The following is an 18781-nucleotide window of genomic DNA, read 5'->3' on the forward strand; positions in this document are numbered from 1 at the left end:
TCCCCTGTTCCTTCGTGGGGAACGACCGTTTCTTCGCGGGGGAGCCGAGGGGGGACGACTTCATGAAGCCGAGCAGGACGCGGGGCGCGGTGCTGGTGGGGGCGCTGCTGTGCACCGCCGTGACGGCCTGCGGGACGGCCCACCCGGCCGACCCGGCGGCCGTCGCCCCGCCGAAGCCGTCCGCCGCGGCGGCCCAGCCCTGCGGGGACGAGACGACGGAGGAGGGGACCCCGGGGCCGCCCACGGACGGGGATGCGGGGAGTCCGGGTCCTCCTACGGACGCGGCCGCGGGGAACCCCGGTCCGCCGACCGATGGGGATGCGGGGGACGCGGGCCCGTCCACGGATGAGAAGGCGGGCACACCCGGCCCGCCCACCGACGCGGACACCGGGAATCCCGGGCCTCCTACAGATGTGGACGCGGGCACACCCGGCCCGCCCACCGACGCGGACACCGGGAATCCCGGGCCTCCTACAGATGTGGACGCGGGCACACCCGGCCCGCCCACCGACGCCGACCCCGGCACCCCCGGCCCGCCCACCGACGGCACGGCCAAGCCCTGTCTCCCCGCCGGCTGGTTCGACATGACGCGGGAGTTCACCGGCTACTACGCCCAGCACCTCACCAAGGCCGACGACGGGATGTGGCCGTCGGTGGCCGCGGTACGGATCCGCAAGCAGGGCGGGACCGAGGAAGCGGTGGTGACGGTCACCTTCGTTCCGCTGGGCGGAAGCGACGCGGACGGCCGCAGGGTGGCCGAGGTCTTCGCCGACTGGCGGCACGAGGCGTACGACGACAAGGGCACGCTGCGCGTGGAGACCCGCAGCGGGGGCCTCGTCACGGAGGAGTCCTGGTGAGCGGGGTCGGGAGGGCGGCCGGGGCTCAGCCGCCGAACCGCCCGAACCGGCCGAACTGACCCCGGTGGAACAGCAGGGGCTCGCCCTCGTCCGCGCAGCCGAGCGCCTCGACCCGGCCGACCACGATGAGGTGGTCCCCGCCGGTGTGTACGTTCTGGATCCGGCAGTCGATCCACGCAGGTACGCCGGCCAGCCGGGGCGAGCCCGTCGCGGGCGCCGGATCGTGGTCGACCCCGGCGAACTTGTCGGCCCCGCTGACCGCGAACCCCCGGCACAGCGCGCCCTGTTCGGCCCCCAGGACGTTGACGCAGAACACCCCGGCACGTGCGATGCGCGGCCAGGTCGTCGACGTACGCGCCACCATGAAGGCGACCAGCGGCGGGTCCAGCGAGAGCGACGCGAAGGACTGGCAGGCGAACCCGGCGGGCCCGGCCGCGTCCCGCGCGGTGATGACGGTGACCCCGCTGGCGAACTGGCCGAGCACCCGCCGGAATTCGGCCGGATCGACCGGCGCCCGCTCGTCGTCCCGTACGGCCCGAAGGTCCGGCCGGGGCAGGAACTCGACGGGCTCGGCGGCCGTGGCGGCGCCGACGGACCTGAGGTATCGGACGACGGTGGCCGCCATCCCTGCGTGTCCCATCACATCAGCCATTGAAACTGACGACTCGTCAGATGGGAAGCCTCAGGCCCTTACAGGAAGCCCTGAGCCGGTCCCAGTCAGCCCCCAGCCTTACAAACCCCGGTATTTCGGGGTGCGGCGTTCCACGAAGCTGGCCACGCCCTCGTTCGCGTCCTGGGTGGTCATGTTGATCTCCTGGGCCCAGGCCTCGGCGGCGAAGGCGGCTGTGCGGTCGGTGTCCAGAGAGGCGTTCACCAGGTGCTTGGTCAGGGCGAGGGCGCGGGTCGGGCCGGCGGCGAGGCGTTCCGCCAACTGCCGTGTGGTGGCGGCGAGTTCGGCGTCGGCGACGACGCGGTTGACCAGGCCCATGCGCTCGGCGTCGGCCGCCCGCAGGGCGTCCCCGAAGAACATCAGCTCCTTCGCCCGCTGCGGCCCGACGAGGCGGGGCAGCAGGTAGGCGCCGCCCCCGTCCGGCACCAGTCCTCTGCGGACGAACACCTCGATGAACTTGGCCGATTCCGCGGCCAGGACCAGATCGCAGGCGAGCGCGAGATGGGCGCCGAGGCCGGCGGCAGTGCCGTTCACCGCCGCGATCACCGGCTTCTCGCAGTCCAGTACGGACGCGATGAGCCGCTGGGCGCCCTGACGGATGGTGCGGGCGACATCGCCCGCGACCCGCTCGCCGCCGGTCGCGGGCGTCGTCGTGGTCGCGGTCGCGGTCGCGGGAGCCCCGCGCAGATCGGCTCCGGCGCAGAACCCCTTGCCGGTGGCGGTGATCACGACGGCCCGTACGGCCGGGTCGGCGGAGGCCGCGCCGAGCAGCGAAATGACCCGTTCCCGCTGGTCCCAGGTGACGGCGTTCATGGCCTCGGGGCGGTTGAGCGTGATCCACGAGACGCCGTTGTCAGTGGCGTGCAGTACCAATGAATCGAGGGAATCCAATGACTCTGTCGAGTCCGGCGAGTCCATGAGCGGCTCCGGCGTGGAAGGGGTGGAGGGGTGGCGGGGGTACGGCACAACGGCTCAGCGGCAGACGGCCAGCGCGTCCAGCGCGACCGCGCCCTGCCCGCGGGGCAGCACCATCAGGGGGTTGATGTCCAGCTCGGACAGTTCGTCGCCCAGTTCGAGCGCCATCCGCTGGACGCGCAGGACGACCTCGACCAGCGCGTCCACGTCCACCGGCGGCCCTCCGCGTACGCCTTCGAGGAGCGCCCGTCCCCGGAGCTCGCCGAGCATGTCCCGCGCCTGCTCCTCGCCGAACGGCGGGACGCGGACGGCCGAGTCGCCGAGCACCTCGACCAGTACGCCGCCGAGCCCGACGGTCACGGTGGGGCCGAACAGCGCGTCGTGCGTGACGCCGACGACCATCTCGACGCCGCGCTCGACCATCTGGCAGACCAGGATGCCGTCGAGGTCGACACCTTCGTAGTGGGCCAGGTCGGTGAGCTCGCGATAGGCGTCCCGCACCTGACTGGCCGAGGTCAACCCGACCTTGACCAGGCCGAGTTCGGTCTTGTGGGCGAGGCGCGCGCCGGAGGCCTTCATGACGACGGGGTAGCCGACGAGCCCCGCCGCCCGCACCGCCGCCGCCGCGCTCGTGACCAGCTGCTCCCGCGGCACCCGGATCCCGTACGCCCGCAGCAGTTGCTTCGCCGCGTGCTCGCTGAGCTGCTGGCCCGGGCGCATCAGCGCCTGCGCCTTGCGGAACGAGGGGGAGGGCACGCGCGGCGCCTCGTCGAAGGGGGAGCGGTAGCCGGTGGTGAAGCGGTGGTGCGAGAGGTACGCCCGTACGGCGCCGATGCAGTTGGCGAACGTACGGAAGGTGGCGACCCGGTCCGAGCCGAGCAGCGTCTCGCGGTAGGCGGCCTCGGTGCCGACCGGCGAGCCCCACACCACGCACACCAGCTTGTCCGTCTGTTCCGCCGCGTCCACCAGATCCTGCGCCAGCTTGTCGCTCATGGGCGGGAAGGGCCCGGTGATCGGGCAGATCAGGACGCCCACGGAGGGGTCGTCCAGGATCGCGTCGATGATCTTCCGGCCGCGCCAGTCGCCGACCGGATGCCCGCCGTTGTCGACGGGGTTGGCGACGTTCAGGTACGCCGGTATCCATTCGTGGAGCTGGGCCTGCTTGGCGGCGGAGAGGGTCGGCAGCGTCAGTCCGGCGGCGGTGGCCAGATCGGAGAAGTGGGCGCCGGTGCCGCCCGAGATCGAATACACGACAACGCCATCGGCGACCGGCTTGTGGGCGCGCGCCAACAGGGCGGCGGTGTCCTGGAGTTCATCGAGCCCGTCGACGCGGATCACGCCGTACTGGCGCATGGCGGCGTCCACCACGTCGTCGGCACCGGTCAGCTTGCCGGTGTGTGACGCGGCCATCCGCGCCCCCGCCTCGGTACGTCCCACCTTGACCGCCACCACAGGAACCCCGGCCCTGGCCGCCCGGTCGGCGGCGAGCAGGAAGGAGCGCCCGTCCTTGAGCCCTTCGACATAGCAGGCGATGGCCCCCACCTCGGGCCGCTCGGCGAAGTAGGAGATGAAATCGGCGGTTTCGAGGTCGGCCTCGTTGCCGGTGGGCGCCCAGTGGGAGAGCCGTATGCCGAGCTCCTGCAGGGTGAACACGGGCCGGCCCTGGTGCCCGGACTGCGTGATGAGCGCGATGGCCGGCCCGTCCAGGTCGTCCCGGAACCTTTCGAACGCGTTGAGGTTGGTGTTGGGCCCGAGCAGCCGCATCCCGGAGCGCCGCACGGCGGCCGCGAGCCGGGCCTGCGCGACGGTGCCCGCCTCGCCGGTCTCGGCGAATCCGGACGCGAAGGCGACGGCGAACTTCACCTTGGCCTCGGCGAGTTCCTCGACGACCGGGAGTGGATCGCCGACCAGAAGCACGGCCAGATCGACCTGTTCCGGCAGCTCGGCGACGGAAGGAGCGCAGGGCAGACCGAAGACCGACTCCCGGGTGGGGTGCACGGGGTGGAGCCGGGCACCGACCCGTTCCGCCCAGGCGATCAGCTGGCGGGTGATGCCGGTGTTGGGGCGCCCTTCGGCGTCGGATGCCCCGATGACGGCAACGGAATCGGGCCGGAAGAACTTGTCCAGGTCCGGTACGTCGGCGTACAGCGGGCGCCCGCTGACGTCGAGGTCGCCCGCGCCCGCCGCTCTGCCGTGAACGGCGCCGGGCCCGGGCTGCTCGCCGCAGGCGACCACCCGCGCGCGGAAGTCGGTCGTGAGGGTGCCGTGAGTCGATCCAAGCATCGTTCCGCCCGCTCCTGGTCGATGGCCAACATGGCTGAGCCGTGCACGTGGTAGCTGACGCTTAGTCAGATTACAGACCTGACGGTCAGTCAGGAACCGCCGTGCGAGCAAAGCCTGGCCCCTGCGGGGCTGAGGGGGTGCGCGTCTGCCATGCCCGGGGGGCTTGGTCCGCTAAACGCCAAGGAGACGGAGGGGGTTGGTTTTTGGCCCCCCCAGGGGCCCGCCTCACCCAGCCAGCGCCCTCGCTACCTTCCGCGCCTCGATCCCCAGTTCCCGCAGCGTCCCGCTGAGCGGCGTGCTGAACCCCGTGAAGTACAGCCCGGCAACCCCCACCGCCCGCACTCCTCGTACGACCGGCCGCCCCTGCCCGTCCAGTACCCCGAGATGTCCGACAAGACCCTCCAGCCCCCGCCCGTACCCCGTCGCCGCGATGACCGCTTCCGGCGAGATCCGCGTCCCGTCCGCGAGGACGACCTTGCCCCCCTCGAAGGAGTCGACCGCCCCGACCGGCTCGACCCGCCCGCTCTTCACCGCGTCGATCAGCCCCACGTCCTGCACGGGAATGGCTCCTTGCCGCGCCCGTGTGTACAGCCCGCTGGTCGGCCGGGGCAGCCCGTACGCGGAGAGGTCGGGCACCGACAGCCGCTCGGTCAGCGCCGCCGCACGGTCCACGAGCCGGACCGGCAGCCGCCGCACCAGGATGCCGGTGGCCTGCGAGGGCCACCCCGCCGTGGAGCGGCGCAGGATGTGCGGCGCGCTCCGCACCGCGAGCCGCACCCGCGCGGCCCCGCCCTCGACGAGGTCCACCGCGATCTCGGCACCGGTGTTGCCGACCCCGACGACCAGGACGTCCCGCCCGGCGTACGGAGCCGGATCGCGGTAGCCGCTCGCGTGGACGAGCTCGCCGGTGTACTCCTCGACACTGGCCCACTCGGGAACGTACGGCGTGTGGTTGTACCCGGTGGCCACCACCACGGCCCGTGCGGAGAGCCGCCGCCCGCCACTCGCATGCAGCACCCAGCCCTGCCCCTCGGGATCGCGCTCGATACGGCCGACCTCGACCCCGGTGACGATCTCCAGCTCGTGGACGGCGGCGTACCTCTCCAGATACCGCACGACGTCGTCGCGGGACACCCAGCGCCCGAACCGGCGCGGCATCTTCAGCCCGGGCAGCGCGGAGAGGCGGCGCGTGGTGTGCAGATGCAGCCGGTCGTAGTGCCGCCGCCAGGACGCGCCGACGGCGTCGGACCGCTCCAGTACGACGGCCCGTACGCCCCGCGCCCGCAGCGCGGCGGCAACGGCGAGGCCGCCGGGCCCGGCGCCGATCACATAGACGGGGCTGGTGGGGGTGGTGGTGTCGGCCATGACTGCTGAGCGTAACGGCGCGAACACTTGATGGGTCTCGGTCAAGACCGGAATCGATTGCGATCTGATCACGCGTACGCACCCCTTGCGCGCGGGCGGGGCATCCGTTGAACTGACGTACCGTCAGAAATCCGGAACCAGGATCAGGAAATCCGGAACCAGGATCAGGAAATCCGGAACCAGGACCAGGAAAGGGGCTTCTCATGACCGCGGCCACCCCCGAAGCGGATGCCTTCACCCGTACGTACTGGGAAGCGGCCGCCGAGGGCCGCCTCCTGATCCGGCACTGCGACGCCTGCGACCGCCCGCACCACTACCCGCGCGAGTTCTGCCCGCACTGCTGGAGCGAGGCCGTGCGATGGCGCGAGGCGAGCGGCCGCGCCACGCTCTACACCTGGTCGGTCGTCCACCGCAACGACCTCCCGCCGTTCGGCGAGCGCGTGCCGTACGTCGCCGCCGTGGTCGACCTGGCCGAGGGCCCGCGCATGATGACCGAGGTGGTGGGGTGCGAAGGGGCGGACCTGCGAGTGGGAATGGATCTGCACGTGGCGTTCCGCCCGGAACCGGGAGGCGAGGGCCACGCGATCCCGATATTCACTCCTGCTCCCGGTCGCCCGGGCGGTTGAATGGCGGCATGGATCTCCAGCTCATACCGGCCGACCTGCGGGGCCACGGCCTGCGGCTGCGCACCTGGCGCGACGACGACGTCCACACCCTCCTGCGCGCGGTGACCGACCCCGAATACCAGCGCTGGAACACCCACGCGTTCCCAGTCGAGGACGAGGCGGCCGCGGCGGAGTTGCTGAGGCTGCGGGCGCTGGGGTGGGCGCGGGGGGAGTTCGCCACGTACTGCGTCACGGACGAGAGCGGCGGCGCGGTCCTCGGCCAAGTGAGCCTCAACTCCCTTCAATGGCCCATGCGTTGCGCCCGGGTCGGCTACTGGACGCTTCCCGAGGCCCGGGGTCGCGGCGTGGCAGGCCACGCACTGTCCCTGATCACCGACTGGGCCTTCAAGGAGGTCGGCCTGCACCGCATCGAGCTGGGCCACGCGGTGGGCCACGAGGTGTCCTGCCGCGTGGCAGAGCGGGGCGGCTACGCGGCGGAGGGCACGCTGCGGGGCGCGATGTGGGAGGCGGGCCGAAGAGACACCTTCCGCGACCAACACCTCCACGCACGACTCTCCACGGACTAGCCCTCCTCGCCGCACGCTATCGAGTCCGGGCGCTCGTCGCCCGGTCGCAGGTCGTCATGGGGCCTGATCCTGCCGTGCCCGGGAGCGCTTGCACCAGCCGGTGCGCCCCCGCCTAAGGCCAAAGAAGCTCGCGCTCCCAACCGTCAGCCCCCACCCTCCGGTACCGGAGCCGCACATGCCGCCGCCTCGCCTCGCCCTGGAAGAACTCCACCGACTCCGGGGCGAGCACATACCGGGTCCAGGACGGTATAGCCGTCGCCGGATCCGCCGCGGCCCGCGCCCACGCCGCCTCCGACGCTTGCTCCAACTCCCCGTATTCCGGCAGTACTTCACTCATCCGTCCCACCAGCGCCGCCGCGAGCGCCCCCGTGGACCGCGCGTGCAGATCCGCCTGCGAGGCCGCCTCCCCGGCCGGGGTGACCCTCCCGCGCACTCGGACCTGGCGGCCCACCGCGGGCCAGTAGAAGCCCAGCGCGGCTACAGGGTGGGCGGCAAGCTGGCGTCCCTTCGCGCTGGTGGAGTGTGAGGCGAAGTGCCAGCCGTGGGCATCGGCGTCGTGCAGCATCAGGGTGCGTACGTCGGGCCGTCCATCGGCGTCCACCGTCGCCAGCGACATCGTGTGCGGCTCGGCCTGACCCGCCCCGGCCGCATGCATCAGCCACTCCTGGAACAGGGGGAGGGGTGAGGACGGTGCCGCATCGGGGTCGAAGTGCGGAAGCGATACGTCCCAGACCCGCAGCGTGTGCAGAAACTCGCTGAATTCCATGGCCCCATACTCACCCCCGCCCGGGGCCGGAAGCGCGCGCCCCCGCCCCCTCAACCCCTCCCCAGCACCACCGTCCCCGAAGAGCAGAACCAGCCTCCCGTGCCCGACGCCACCGCCAGTTCCGGGAGGCTGCCGTCCCGCCTCCGCACCTGCCCCGCACCCGCCTCGCCCCGCAGCTGCCGTACCGCCTCCACCAGGAGGAACAGGCCCCGCATGCCCGGATGGCAGGCGGACAGGCCGCCGCCGTCCGTGTTGACCGGGAGTTCGCCGTCCCGCAGCAGCCTGCCCTTCGCCACGAACGCCCCGCCCTCCCCCTTCGCGCAGAACCCCAGGTCCTCCAGCGTCACCAGCGTCATGTACGTGAACGCGTCGTAGATCTCGGCCAGGTCGATGTCCGCCGGGCGCACCCCCGCCCGTTCGAAGGCGAGCCGGCCCGAGACCGCCGCCGGGGACACCGTGAAGTCCTCCCACTCCGACATCGCAGCGTGCGAGACCGACGTCCCCGAACCCAGCACCCACACCGGCGACTTGGCCGTGTCCGGTACGTACTCTTCGGCTGCCAGCAGCACCGCGCAGCCGCCGTCGGAGCGGATGCAGCAGTGGAGTTTGGTGAAGGGGTCCGCGATCATCGGGCCGGACAGGACCTCCTCGATCGTGATGGGGTCGCGGAACATCGCGTCGGGGTTGGTGGCCGCGTTCGCCCGCGCCTGCACCGCGACTTCCGCCAACTGCTCGATCGTGGTGCCGTATTCGTGCATGTGGCGCCGGGCCGCCATCGCGTACTTGGCGATGAGGGTATGGCCGTACGGCACCTCGAACTGGAGCGGGCCCCGGCCGCCGAAGGCGAGGTTCGAGGTGCGCCGCCGCGCTTTGATGTCGGCGCGTGCGGTCGATCCGTACACCAGGAGTACGGCGTTGGCGTGCCCCGCGGCGATCGCGTCGGCGGCGTGCGCGGCCATGACCTCCCAGGTCGCGCCCCCGACGGCGGTGGAGTCGACCCAGGTGGGCCGGAGCCCGAGGTACTCGGCGACCTCGACCGGCGCGAGCGTGCCGAGGCCCGCCGACCCGAAGCCGTCGATGACCTCGCGCGCGAGCCCGGAGTCCGCGAGCGCCCGCCGGGCCGCCTGGGCGTGCAGGGCGTACGGGGTGGCGTCGTCCACGCGTCCGGTGTCCGAGAGCGCCACACCGACGACAGCGACCTTGCGGCGATGGTGAGTTGGGGGTGACGGTGGCATGGATCTGACGGTACATCAGATGTTGCCGGTCGGTCAGGCTCCCGTCGGGCGCCCGAAACCAACTCCCCCTGCGCCCTGGGCATCTGCGTCCCCCGCCCCTAACATGACGCCCCGTCAGATCAGAGGCTCTGCCTCTGGGGGAGGAGCTCGACGATGGACGCCGCCTTCACCGCGGAGCAGGACGAGATCCGCCGCACCCTGCGTGAACTGCTCACCAAGCACTGCGGCCCACAGGACGTGAAGAACGCCGTGCGCACCCCGGCCGGCCACGACACCGCGCTCTGGGACCGGCTCGCCGCCGAGCTCGGGCTGCCCGGCCTCGCGCTGCCCGAGGAGTACGGGGGAGTCGGCTGCACCACCGCCGAACTCGTCCTCGCCTGCGAGGAGACCGGCCGCGCCCTGCTGCCCTCCCCGCTGCTCGCCACCGCCGCCCTCGCCGCCCCCCTCGTCACCGCGCTCGGCACGGACGCGCAGAAGTCCGCCCTGCTCCCGCGCCTCGCCCGGGGCGGGCTGACCGCCACGCTCGCCGTCCCCGGCGCTGGCCTCGCCCTCGCCCTCGGCCTCACCGGCGCGAACGAGGGCGACGGCTGGGCCGGTGGCGGGCGGGCCGGGGGGATGCAGGCCAGGCGCACCCCGGACGGCGGCTGGCGGCTGTACGGCGAGGCCGGCCAGGTGCTCGACGGGCACAGCGCGGGCCTGCTGCTCGTCGCCGCGCACACCGGCGGCTTCGCCCGCAGCCGCACCCTGCTCTTCCTCGTCCCCGGCGACGCGGACGGCGTACGGCGCACCCGGCAGACCACGCTGGACGAGACGAGGGCGCAGGCCCGGATCCAACTCCGGGATGTGGGAGGTGAGTTGCTCGGGAGTGACGATGCGGCCGATATCTGCGAGGCGCTTGCCGCCGTCGGGCGTACCGCCGCCGCCTGTCTTGCCGCCGAGGCCGTCGGGGCCGCGGGGGAGGCGCTGGACCGGACGGTCGGGTACGTCAAGGAGCGGGAGCAGTTCGGCCGGGCCATCGGGTCCTTCCAGGCGGTCAAGCACCGGCTCGCGGACCTGTACGTCCAGGTCCAGGCGGCGCGGTCGGCCGCCTACTACGCGGCCTGGGACCCCGGCGCCGGCCCGCTCGCCCTCGCCCAGGGACTGGAGGCGCTGCGCGCCGCCGCCTCGGAGGCCGTCCAGCTGCACGGTGGCATCGGCTTCACCTGGGAGCACGAGGCGCACCTCTACTTCAAGCGGGCCGCCGCCGACGAACTCCTCTTCGGCCCCGTGCACCGCCTGCGCGGGCACGCCGCCGAACAGGCCGGACTGTTCGGCCCGGCCGCGGCGGAGGCGACGGCGTGACGGCCGGGGCCACCCGGACCGCACCCGGGGTGCGGCTCCTGCAGAAGGTGTCGTCGACCCGTACGTTCGCGAAGATCGCCCCGCACTTCATTCCGGCCATGGACCGCGCCGTACACCGCCTCACCCGGGGCAAGGTCATTCTCAGCGCGCAGCTGCTGCCCGGTGTGGTGCTCACCGCGCGCGGCGCCAAGTCCGGTCTGCCGCGCTCCACTCCGCTCGCCTGCATGCCGGAGGAGGAGACCGGCACCTGGCTGCTGATCGGGTCCAACTTCGGGCGCCCCGGCCACCCCGCGTGGACCGGGAACCTGCTCGCTCACCCGGATGCGGAGATCAGCTGGAAGGGGCGGGACATCGCGGTGCGGGCCCGGCTGCTCGAGGGGGATGAACGGGCCGCGGCCTGGCGGGCCGCCCTCAACTTCTGGCCGCCGTACGCCACTTACCAGGCTCGGATCGAGCGCGAGATCCGGCTCTTCAGGCTGGCCCGGCGCACCACCTGAGGTCTGAGGGCGCCTGGGGGCCCGGATACGGGAACGCCGGCGGCGCCCACCCCGCGTCGGGGATGAAGCGCCGCCGGCGCGACAGGACTGGAAAATCGGCCGGGGTGTGACCCCTGTCTACTTCGTCGGCTTCTTGCCCGTGATGCCGAGGTGGACCAACAGGGCGAGATTCGGCTTGAGTTCGGCCTGCTTCACACCCCAGGTCTGGAAGCCCTTCTGGTGCGAGGCCACCGACGCGAGCATCGCGACGAGCGAGCCCGCCATCGCCGCGGGACTGACGTCCTTGTCGACCTTGCCCTTGGACTGGAGCTCGGAGACCGCGTCCGTAAGGGAGTTGGTGACCGAGTTCAGGATCTTCATGCGGATCTTGTAGAAGCGTTTGTCGCCCTCGGCCGCGCCCAGATCGACGACCCGCAGGATCGCGTCGTTCTTGCGCCAGAAGTCGAGGAAGCCCTCCACGAGCTCCTCGGCCGTCTGCCAGCCCGCTCGCCCGACCCAGGAGCGGCCTTCGACCAGAGAGGTCAACCCGGCGCCCTCCTTGGCCATTTCCTCCGCGATCTCCAGGACGGCGCCCTCGACGTCGGGGAAGTACTGGTAGAAGGTCGCGGGTGAAGTGCCCGCCTTCCGGGCCACGTCGATGACTTTTACGTCCCGGTACGGCGAGGAGCTGAGCATCTCACTGAGGCAGTCGAGCAGCTTCTGCCGGGTCGCCTGGCCGCGTCGGCCGGCCACTCGGCCGTCGACGGTGCGTACTTGTCCTGTCATGCCGTCAGCTTACCGAGGGGTGATCGGAGCGCGATTCGGCCGAGTGCAAATGGGGGCCCGGGGGTGAGATGTGCTGATCGGTGCGGGGATGCGGGCGCCGCGGGTGGCTGTCCGGCGGGGCGGTCGGCGGGTGTGTCGAGCGGGGTGGCGGGTGTGTCGAGCCGGGCGGCGGGTGCGCCGAGGGGCTCGGCGGGTGCGTCGAGCGGGGCGGCCACTCGAATGGTGTTATCAACACCCTGTGGACAACTTTGGTGGACAAGGCAAGCGGGGCTTGGGCCGCCGCCCCTCCGGCCGCCGAAATCTGGCCGTATGTTCGAATTATGCGACCGCATCGGACGTGATGGGTCGTTAATTTGACCCCGGGACGGCCTCACGACGGGGCACCCCAGGAAGGAATCAGGCGCATGGGCGGATATCCGGAAGGCGCGCCGTGCTGGGCCGATGCCTCGCTGTCCGATCTGGCCGCCGGCAAGCGGTTCTACGGGGAGCTCCTCGGGTGGACCTTCGACGAGGACACCGACGAGAGGTACGGCCACTACACCAACGCCTTCAAGGACGGGAAGCGCGTCGCGGCCCTCCAGCCCAAGCGGGACGGCCGGATGCCGACCACCTGGACCGTCTACCTCGCCACCCCCGACGCCCACGCCCTCGCCGCCCGGATCCGCGCGGCTGGCGGCCAGGTGATCACCGACCCCCTGCCGGTTCCTCCGTACGGGACGATGGCGGTCGCCGCCGACCCGGGCGGGGCGGTCTTCGGGCTCTGGCAGGCCGACGCGCACACCGGTTTCGAGCTGACCCGCGAGCCCGGATCGTTCTGCTGGACCGAGGTCTACACCCGCGACAAGGACACGGCCGACGCGTTCTACGAGTCCGTCTTCGGCTACCGGGGCGGCAGTCCGGGCAGCCCCGACGAGGTGGGCGCCGACTTCCGCACCTGGTCGCTGCCCGGCACCGAACCCGGCCCCGGCACCGCCATCGGCGGCCGCAGCCTGATGACGGACGCCTTCCCCGCGGAACTGCCCGACCACTTCCTCGTCTACTTCTCCGTCGAGGACTGCGACGGGACGGCCGCCGCCTGCGCGCGCCTGGGCGGCCGCGTCACGGCACAACCGTTCGACATTCCATACGGGCGGATGGCGGTGCTCAACGACAACCAGGGCGCCACCTTCGCCGTTCTCCAGGGATAGACCCGTTCTTCAGGGATAGTCCCGGCCGGCCACGTGCCCGAGGTGTCCCGGATCGGGGGGAGACATTCCGATCTCGACCCGGGTTGGCCACCGGCCACCTCCGGCAGGGAGAATCGGGGTGCCGCGTGAGACGCTGCACGGGGCCGAATTCATGCAGGGCCCGTACGGGGAGGTAGCAGGCCAGTGGAGCAGCTGACGCAGCACGACCCGAGGCGGATCGGCCCCTTCGAGGTGCTGGGACGGCTCGGTGCCGGCGGTATGGGCCTCGTCTATCTGGCGCGCTCGGCCTCCGGCCGCCGCGTGGCGATCAAGACGGTGCGCACCGAGCTCGCCGAGGACCAGCTCTTCCGGGTCCGCTTCACGCGCGAGGTGGAGGCGGCCCGCGCGGTGAGCGGCTTCTACACGGCGGCCGTCGTGGACGCGGACCCGCGCGCCGCGGTGCCGTGGCTGGCCACCGCGTACGTACCGGCGCCCTCCCTCGAAGAAATAGTGAATGAGTGCGGGCCGCTCCCGGCCCAGGCGGTGCGCTGGCTCGCGGCCGGTATCGCCGAGGCCCTCCAGTCCATCCACGGCGCCGGTCTGGTGCACCGCGACCTGAAGCCGTCGAACGTCCTGGTCGTCGAGGACGGGCCGCGCGTGATCGACTTCGGTATCGCGTCCGGGGTCTCTAACACCCGCCTGACCATGACGAACGTGGCGGTGGGCACCCCCGCCTACATGTCGCCCGAGCAGGCCAAGGACTCCCGCAGCGTGACCGGCGCGAGCGATGTGTTCTCGCTCGGCTCCACCCTGGTCTTCGCGGCCACCGGCCACGCGCCCTTCCACGGCGCGAACCCGGTCGAGACGGTCTTCATGCTGCTGCGCGAGGGCCCGGACATCAGCGGGCTGCCGGACGAGCTGCGCCCGCTCATCGAGTCCTGCATGCAGATGGAGCACCCCAACCGCCCCTCCCCGGAAGACCTCCAGGCCCAGCTCGCACCCCACCTCTTCGCCTCCGGCTCCGACGACAGCGGTACGGCGTCGGCCTGGCTGCCGCCCCGCTCGGTCGCCATGATCGAGCAGCGCAGGGGCGGCGGCCGCATCCAGCCCGTCGCCAAGCCCGCCGACCCCTCGCCGAGCTCGCCGCTGCGCTCCAGCAGGGGCGGCCCGGTGGCGCCGCCCCGCCCGGCCGAGCCGCCGTACGTCGCGCGGCACGGCGCGGCCCCCGTCACCTATCCGCCCCTCCAGGCGGAGGAGCCGGTGCGGCTGCCCGGCGCCAAGGTCCCCATCGGTCCCGGCCCGCGCGCCGATTCCGCCCGCGTCTCCGTCGACGCCGGGCCCACCACCGGCTGGGTGCGCAGGCCCGGCGCCCACGCGGTCACCAACGGTGCGGTGGCCGCCGCCCCCGTACCGCCGCCCGCCCATCCGCCCGAGGCCCCCGGCCGCTGGCGCCCCTGGCGCTTTCGCATGTCGAACGACGTGTGGGGCACCCCGGCCGTCGCGGGTGACCTGCTGTACGTCACCTCCTTCGAGGTGCACGCCCTCGACGTGGCCAGCGGCCGCCGCCAGTTCAAGACGCGCGACGTCGCCTGGGCGATGGCCGTCGAGGGCGGCCGCATCCACGCCTCCGACGGCCCCACCCTGTACGCGCTGGACGCCACCGACGGCGGCGAGCTGTGGCGGCTGCCGACGGATGCCTGGGTGTACTCCCTGAAGACCGACCGCGGCACCGTCGTCACCGGCACCCGCGGCGGCGGCGTCCAGGCCTGGGAGGCCGCCAACGGCGAGAAGCTGTGGGAGATCTCCGGCGCCCAGACCGACTTCGAGACCCCCGAGGCCGGACCCACGGTCTTCGACGGCACGGTCTACGTCTGGCAGGACGCCCGTCTTCGTGCCCTGGACGCCCGTTCCGGCGCCGAGCGCTGGTCCTACCCGGTCGGCGACGCGGCCTCCTGCGGCGGCGTCCCGGTCCGGGTCGCCCCCGCGCCGGACGGCTACGTGTACGTCTCGGCGGGCACCCGTGTCCTCGCCGTCGACATCGCCTCCGGCCGCGTCCGCTGGCACTTCGAGGCGCCCGCCGTCTTCCTCTGCCCGCCGACGTTCGCGCCGGGCCCCGCGGTGGCCGGCGGCGGCGTGTACCTCGCCGACTACCTCGGCACCGTGTACGCCCTGGACGCGGCGACCGGTAAGGACCGCTGGCGGATCGCCACCGAGTCCCGCCAGTCCGTCGAACCGGTCCTGGTGGCCGACGGGAACGTCCACGTGGGCAGCGGCAACGCGCTCTACACCCTGGACGCGGTGACCTCGACCCCCAAGTGGCGCTTCGCCGCGGGCGGCGAGGTGGTGGGCACCCCCGTCGTCGCCGACGGCCGCATCCACTTCGGCTCGGCCGACCACTGCCTCTACACCCTGGATGCGGCGGGCGGCCAGCTCCGCTGGAAGCTCGCCACCGGCGGCGAGATCACCGGCTCGCCGGTGGCCCGGGGCGGCGTCGTCTACGCGTGCAGCAAGGACCGCTGCGTGTACGCGCTGGACGCGGTGAAGGGGACGGCGACCTCGGGCGCGCGGTGAGGCCGGTGGACCAAGTGAACCCGGCGAACCCGGCGAGGGGGCCGGCGGCTTGGGGCCCCCGTCGCAACGCGCGGACGGGAATGGATACTTCCTTCCATGTCAGGTGAACCCCTCTCCCCTTCCGCCGTCGTGACCCGGCTGCGCGCCGCCGGCTGCGTATTCGCCGAGGACGAGGCGGAGTTGCTCCTCGCCACGGCCGACGGCCCCGCCGAACTCGCCGCGATGGTGGCGCGCAGGGTGTCCGGGCTTCCCCTCGAACACGTCCTGGGCTGGGCCGAGTTCCACGGTGTGCGGGTGGCTGTCGACCCCGGGGTCTTCGTGCCGCGCCGCCGCACCGAATTCCTCGTCCAGCAGGCGCTGGCGCTCGCGGATGCCGCCTCCCCGGCCGTCGTCGTGGACCTGTGCTGCGGCTCCGGCGCGCTGGGCGCCGCCCTGGCCTCGGCGCTGCCGCACGCCGAACTGCACGCCGCCGACATCGAACCCGCCGCGGTGCGCTGCGCCCGCCGCAACGTGGCGGCGCTCGGCGGCCGGGTCTACGAAGGCGACCTGTTCGCCCCGCTCCCGGCGTCGCTGCGCGGCCGGGTCGACATCCTGGCCGCGAACGTCCCCTACGTACCCTCCGACGAGGTCGGCCTGCTCCCTGCGGAGGCCCGCGACCACGAGCCGCTGGTCGCCCTGGACGGGGGCAGCGACGGCCTGGACATCATGCGCCGGGTGGCCCTGGAAGCCCCGGACTGGCTCGCCCCGGGCGGCACGCTGCTGGTCGAGACCAGCGAGCGGCAGGTGCCGGGGGCGCTGGCGGCGATGTCCGCGGGCGGCCTGCGGGCCCGGCTGGTCACCTCGGACGAGCTGTACGCGAACGTGGTGACCGGGGTACGGCTCTGACCGGTCACGCCCGGTGCGGGAACTCCGGCCCGGGGTCGTCCGGGGGCTCAACGGGCGGCTCATGGGGCGGCTCGTACGGAGGCTCGGGCTCGTAAGGGCGCTCGTACGGGGTGTCCAGGGTGGGTGCATCGGAGCGGTGCCGCCCGCGCGCGGCCCGGCGGCGGCCGGACATCAGGGCGCAGGCGAGCAGCAGCACCAGGCCACCGCCGAGCGCGACGGCCACGCCCTGCCCCAGGCCCCGGCCCGACGAGTCGATGGTCAGGTTCCCGGCCGCCTGCCCCTGGCGCACCATCCAGAAAACGGTGAACCCGAGCACGATCAACCCGGCGACGGCGACCAGGAGCCGGGCGCGCAGCACCAGACCGACCAGGGTCACAAGCGCCGCGAAGGCGAAGGGCAGCAGGATCGAGCCCGCCACCTCCGCCTTGCTGCCGGAGATGCCGCTGAACAGGTCGTCGATGCGGTAGGTGCTGCCGTGACGGCCGTCGTACCAGGCACGGAAGGGGCTCCAGACGGCGGCCGTCGCTCCGATGAGAGCGAGGATCGAGCCGAGGATGTTGCGGACCATCGCCAGCCCTCCTTCCAGCTGGCTCTCGCTGCCGACGCTACGCCCGGCGCGACTACCGCGCTACCGGGAACCCCCAGTCCCTCCGCTCGCCGCCGCGCCGACGCACATGATCGTGGACCGGGGGTTGGCTCGTCACGTCAGGGCGCCGTGGTACCGGTCCGCACCGCGATGACCGCCACCGTCGCGTACCGCGCGGTGAAGCCGCCGCCCAGTGCGTCGATTGCGGCCCCGACGTCCGCCAGCACCTCGGCGAGCCGGTCCGGCGGGAGCCGGGTGAGGGGGCCGTGGGTGGGCAGCTGGTCGAGCCAGTCGGCCCGGCTGTAGGGCCACTCCCAGTCGCACCGCCACCTCTCCGGGGCGTCGAAGCCGCCCGCCGCCCGGATCCCGTCCTCGGTAGTGGTGAACATCGGGGTGTAGGCGTCCAGGGCCGGTTTCGCCATCGCCTGGAAGTCGAACGGCGAGTCGGGCAGCACCCGGCGGCAGGCCACCGCGGTCGCCTCCGTCACCTCGGACGGAAGCTGAGCCACGTTCCAGAACACGGCCAGCACACCGCCGGGCCGCAGCGCGTGCGCCGCCTTGGCCGCGCCCGCGACCGGATCGATCCAGTGCCAGGTCTGGCCGGCCACCACCGCGTCGAAGGCCCGCCCGGCCGGGTCCCACGCCTCGAACCGCGCCTCGTCCACCTCGGTCCCGGCCCGCCGCGCCACCGCGGCCATCCGCGCGTCGGGCTCTACACCGAGCACCTCGCGCCCGGCCGCCCGGAACTGCCGGGCGACGATCCCGGTACCGCAGCCCACGTCGAGGACGGCGGGCCCGGGGGCGGCCGTCGTGATCCGGTCCACCAGGGCGTCGGGGTAGCGGGGCCGGGCCCGGTCGTAGCGCTCGGCGTCGGAGCCGAACGACTCGGCGGTGTCCCGGAGTTGACGGGGGTCGGGCCGGTCGGGGGTGGAGCGCCCCGACGCTATAGTGGGCATGTGCCCACTCTGGTGGGCAAGCGCCCACTCGTCAACCGGGCGGGGGCGACGAACCGAAGGAGAGGTGCGCGGTGCCGACCGGGACAGCCATCCGAGATGTGCGGCAGCAATTGTTCGACGCCGCCGAGCGCGTCCTGCTCGGGGGCGGCCCGAACGCGCTGACCAGCCGGGCGGTCACCGAGGAGGCGGGTTGCGCCAAGGGTGTCCTGCACCGGCACTTCGCCGACTTCGACGCCTTCCTCGCCGAGCTCGTCCTCGACCGGATGGCCCGGATCGCCCACCAGGCCGCCGCCCTGCGCGCGACCGCCGGGACCGGCAGCGTCGCGGGCAACGTCACCGGCGCGCTGACGGACCTGTTCGGGCCGGTCGCGGTGGCGATCGTCGGCCTCGTCACCTCCCGCGACGGCCTGCGCGCCCGGCTGCGCGCGACCACCCCGACCGGCATCCCCCTGCTCACCGAGGCCACTGCCATGATCGCCGCGTACCTCGCGGCCGAGCGCGACCTGGGCCGCCTCGCCGCCGACGCCGACCTCGACGAGCTCGCCCCCACCCTGATCGGCACCGCCCACCTCCTCTTCGCCGACCGCACGGGGCCGACACCGCACCCCGAAGCCGTGCACAAGGCCGTGGTGGCAGTCATGGCCCCAGCCAGGCCAGTCCGCTAAGCCCATAAGGGGCGCGGGGAACTGCGCGACCAGCCACGGATGGCCCGCAGCCGAACAACCGCACAC

The 18781-nt window shown here is 73.0% G+C and carries 18 protein-coding genes; 9 read left to right on the forward strand and 9 right to left on the reverse strand.

The annotated features are described in order from the left end of the window. The first annotated feature begins 14 nt into the window (after window positions 1–14). On the forward strand, window positions 15–857 hold the full coding sequence (locus ACIBK6_RS30145) for a hypothetical protein (RefSeq protein ID WP_399054589.1): 843 nt from the start codon (window positions 15–17) through the stop codon (window positions 855–857). Window positions 858–882: 25 nt separating this feature from the next. Here ACIBK6_RS30145 and ACIBK6_RS30150 read toward each other — a convergent pair whose 3' ends face one another. From ACIBK6_RS30150 to ACIBK6_RS30165, 4 genes are all read right to left on the reverse strand, one after another. Further along, on the reverse strand, window positions 883–1482 hold the full coding sequence (locus ACIBK6_RS30150; protein WP_399054709.1) for a flavin reductase family protein: 600 nt from the start codon (window positions 1480–1482) through the stop codon (window positions 883–885). Between the two features lie 105 nt (window positions 1483–1587). Continuing rightward, on the reverse strand, window positions 1588–2445 hold the full coding sequence (locus tag ACIBK6_RS30155; RefSeq protein ID WP_399054590.1) for an enoyl-CoA hydratase/isomerase family protein: 858 nt from the start codon (window positions 2443–2445) through the stop codon (window positions 1588–1590). Between the two features lie 54 nt (window positions 2446–2499). Further along, entirely contained in the window at window positions 2500–4725 is a 2226-nt protein-coding gene (locus tag ACIBK6_RS30160; RefSeq protein WP_399054591.1) for an acetate--CoA ligase family protein, read from the reverse strand. Window positions 4726–4950: 225 nt separating this feature from the next. Next, window positions 4951–6090, reverse strand: a complete 1140-nt coding sequence (locus tag ACIBK6_RS30165) for a flavin-containing monooxygenase (RefSeq protein ID WP_399054592.1) — start codon at window positions 6088–6090, stop codon at window positions 4951–4953. A gap of 203 nt (window positions 6091–6293) precedes the next feature. Between ACIBK6_RS30165 and ACIBK6_RS30170 the strand changes: the two genes are divergently transcribed. Next, complete coding sequence (locus ACIBK6_RS30170) at window positions 6294–6716, forward strand: Zn-ribbon domain-containing OB-fold protein (protein ID WP_399054593.1); 423 nt, start codon at window positions 6294–6296, stop codon at window positions 6714–6716. Window positions 6717–6724: 8 nt separating this feature from the next. After that, window positions 6725–7282: a GNAT family N-acetyltransferase gene (locus ACIBK6_RS30175; RefSeq protein ID WP_399054594.1), complete on the forward strand. Its 558-nt coding sequence runs from the start codon at window positions 6725–6727 to the stop codon at window positions 7280–7282. 112 nt (window positions 7283–7394) lie between these two features. On the opposite strand, the gene ACIBK6_RS30180 is transcribed toward ACIBK6_RS30175, so the two are convergent. Continuing rightward, window positions 7395–8048, reverse strand: a complete 654-nt coding sequence (locus tag ACIBK6_RS30180) for a pyridoxal 5'-phosphate synthase (protein ID WP_399054595.1) — start codon at window positions 8046–8048, stop codon at window positions 7395–7397. Between the two features lie 50 nt (window positions 8049–8098). Next, window positions 8099–9283, reverse strand: a complete 1185-nt coding sequence (locus ACIBK6_RS30185) for a thiolase C-terminal domain-containing protein (protein ID WP_399054596.1) — start codon at window positions 9281–9283, stop codon at window positions 8099–8101. Window positions 9284–9436: 153 nt separating this feature from the next. Here ACIBK6_RS30185 and ACIBK6_RS30190 point away from each other — a divergent pair, with 153 nt between their 5' ends. Further along, complete coding sequence (locus ACIBK6_RS30190) at window positions 9437–10624, forward strand: acyl-CoA dehydrogenase family protein (RefSeq protein ID WP_399054597.1); 1188 nt, start codon at window positions 9437–9439, stop codon at window positions 10622–10624. Continuing rightward, window positions 10621–11121 (forward strand): nitroreductase family deazaflavin-dependent oxidoreductase, encoded by a 501-nt coding sequence (locus tag ACIBK6_RS30195; RefSeq protein WP_399054598.1) that lies wholly within the window; start codon window positions 10621–10623, stop codon window positions 11119–11121. The genes ACIBK6_RS30190 and ACIBK6_RS30195 overlap by 4 nt, the downstream gene beginning before the upstream one ends. A 117-nt stretch (window positions 11122–11238) precedes the next feature. Here ACIBK6_RS30195 and ACIBK6_RS30200 read toward each other — a convergent pair whose 3' ends face one another. Then, the gene (locus tag ACIBK6_RS30200; protein WP_399054599.1) at window positions 11239–11886 is read right to left on the reverse strand and encodes a TetR family transcriptional regulator; all 648 of its coding nucleotides are present in this window, start codon (window positions 11884–11886) and stop codon (window positions 11239–11241) included. 404 nt (window positions 11887–12290) lie between these two features. On the opposite strand from ACIBK6_RS30200, the gene ACIBK6_RS30205 reads away from it, so the two are divergent. From ACIBK6_RS30205 to ACIBK6_RS30215, 3 genes are all read left to right on the forward strand, one after another. Further along, on the forward strand, window positions 12291–13073 hold the full coding sequence (locus ACIBK6_RS30205; protein WP_399054600.1) for a VOC family protein: 783 nt from the start codon (window positions 12291–12293) through the stop codon (window positions 13071–13073). 183 nt (window positions 13074–13256) lie between these two features. Next, window positions 13257–15623, forward strand: coding sequence for a PQQ-binding-like beta-propeller repeat protein (locus ACIBK6_RS30210; protein WP_399054601.1), 2367 nt, complete (start codon window positions 13257–13259; stop codon window positions 15621–15623). A 96-nt stretch (window positions 15624–15719) separates the two neighbouring features. Next, window positions 15720–16508 carry a putative protein N(5)-glutamine methyltransferase gene (locus ACIBK6_RS30215; protein WP_399054602.1) on the forward strand — a complete coding sequence of 263 codons (789 nt, stop codon included), beginning with the start codon at window positions 15720–15722 and terminating at the stop codon, window positions 16506–16508. A gap of 4 nt (window positions 16509–16512) precedes the next feature. Here the strand turns inward: ACIBK6_RS30215 and ACIBK6_RS30220 are convergent, their stop codons facing one another. Further along, window positions 16513–17076: a hypothetical protein gene (locus ACIBK6_RS30220; RefSeq protein ID WP_399054603.1), complete on the reverse strand. Its 564-nt coding sequence runs from the start codon at window positions 17074–17076 to the stop codon at window positions 16513–16515. A 137-nt stretch (window positions 17077–17213) separates the two neighbouring features. Then, the gene (locus tag ACIBK6_RS30225; protein WP_399054604.1) at window positions 17214–18050 is read right to left on the reverse strand and encodes a class I SAM-dependent methyltransferase; all 837 of its coding nucleotides are present in this window, start codon (window positions 18048–18050) and stop codon (window positions 17214–17216) included. Window positions 18051–18121: 71 nt separating this feature from the next. Here ACIBK6_RS30225 and ACIBK6_RS30230 point away from each other — a divergent pair, with 71 nt between their 5' ends. Continuing rightward, complete coding sequence (locus ACIBK6_RS30230) at window positions 18122–18715, forward strand: TetR/AcrR family transcriptional regulator (protein WP_399054605.1); 594 nt, start codon at window positions 18122–18124, stop codon at window positions 18713–18715. The last annotated feature ends 66 nt before the right edge of the window (window positions 18716–18781 follow it).

The organism is Streptomyces sp. NPDC050485, assembly GCF_044458185.1.
Taxonomy (GTDB): domain Bacteria; phylum Actinomycetota; class Actinomycetes; order Streptomycetales; family Streptomycetaceae; genus Streptomyces.

What these genes read in the sequence shown, in the direction of transcription:
- ACIBK6_RS30160 (WP_399054591.1), bottom strand. Translation starts at nt 4,725, where the DNA reads ATGCTTGGATCGACTCACGGCACCCTCACGACCGACTTCCGCGCGCGG.
- ACIBK6_RS30175 (WP_399054594.1), top strand. Translation starts at nt 6,725, where the DNA reads ATGGATCTCCAGCTCATACCGGCCGACCTGCGGGGCCACGGCCTGCGG.
- ACIBK6_RS30190 (WP_399054597.1), top strand. Translation starts at nt 9,437, where the DNA reads ATGGACGCCGCCTTCACCGCGGAGCAGGACGAGATCCGCCGCACCCTG.
- ACIBK6_RS30155 (WP_399054590.1), bottom strand. Translation starts at nt 2,445, where the DNA reads ATGGACTCGCCGGACTCGACAGAGTCATTGGATTCCCTCGATTCATTG.
- ACIBK6_RS30215 (WP_399054602.1), top strand. Translation starts at nt 15,720, where the DNA reads ATGTCAGGTGAACCCCTCTCCCCTTCCGCCGTCGTGACCCGGCTGCGC.
- ACIBK6_RS30180 (WP_399054595.1), bottom strand. Translation starts at nt 8,048, where the DNA reads ATGGAATTCAGCGAGTTTCTGCACACGCTGCGGGTCTGGGACGTATCG.
- ACIBK6_RS30165 (WP_399054592.1), bottom strand. Translation starts at nt 6,090, where the DNA reads ATGGCCGACACCACCACCCCCACCAGCCCCGTCTATGTGATCGGCGCC.
- ACIBK6_RS30200 (WP_399054599.1), bottom strand. Translation starts at nt 11,886, where the DNA reads ATGACAGGACAAGTACGCACCGTCGACGGCCGAGTGGCCGGCCGACGC.
- ACIBK6_RS30205 (WP_399054600.1), top strand. Translation starts at nt 12,291, where the DNA reads ATGGGCGGATATCCGGAAGGCGCGCCGTGCTGGGCCGATGCCTCGCTG.
- ACIBK6_RS30185 (WP_399054596.1), bottom strand. Translation starts at nt 9,283, where the DNA reads ATGCCACCGTCACCCCCAACTCACCATCGCCGCAAGGTCGCTGTCGTC.
- ACIBK6_RS30225 (WP_399054604.1), bottom strand. Translation starts at nt 18,050, where the DNA reads ATGCCCACTATAGCGTCGGGGCGCTCCACCCCCGACCGGCCCGACCCC.
- ACIBK6_RS30220 (WP_399054603.1), bottom strand. Translation starts at nt 17,076, where the DNA reads ATGGTCCGCAACATCCTCGGCTCGATCCTCGCTCTCATCGGAGCGACG.
- ACIBK6_RS30150 (WP_399054709.1), bottom strand. Translation starts at nt 1,482, where the DNA reads ATGGCGGCCACCGTCGTCCGATACCTCAGGTCCGTCGGCGCCGCCACG.
- ACIBK6_RS30170 (WP_399054593.1), top strand. Translation starts at nt 6,294, where the DNA reads ATGACCGCGGCCACCCCCGAAGCGGATGCCTTCACCCGTACGTACTGG.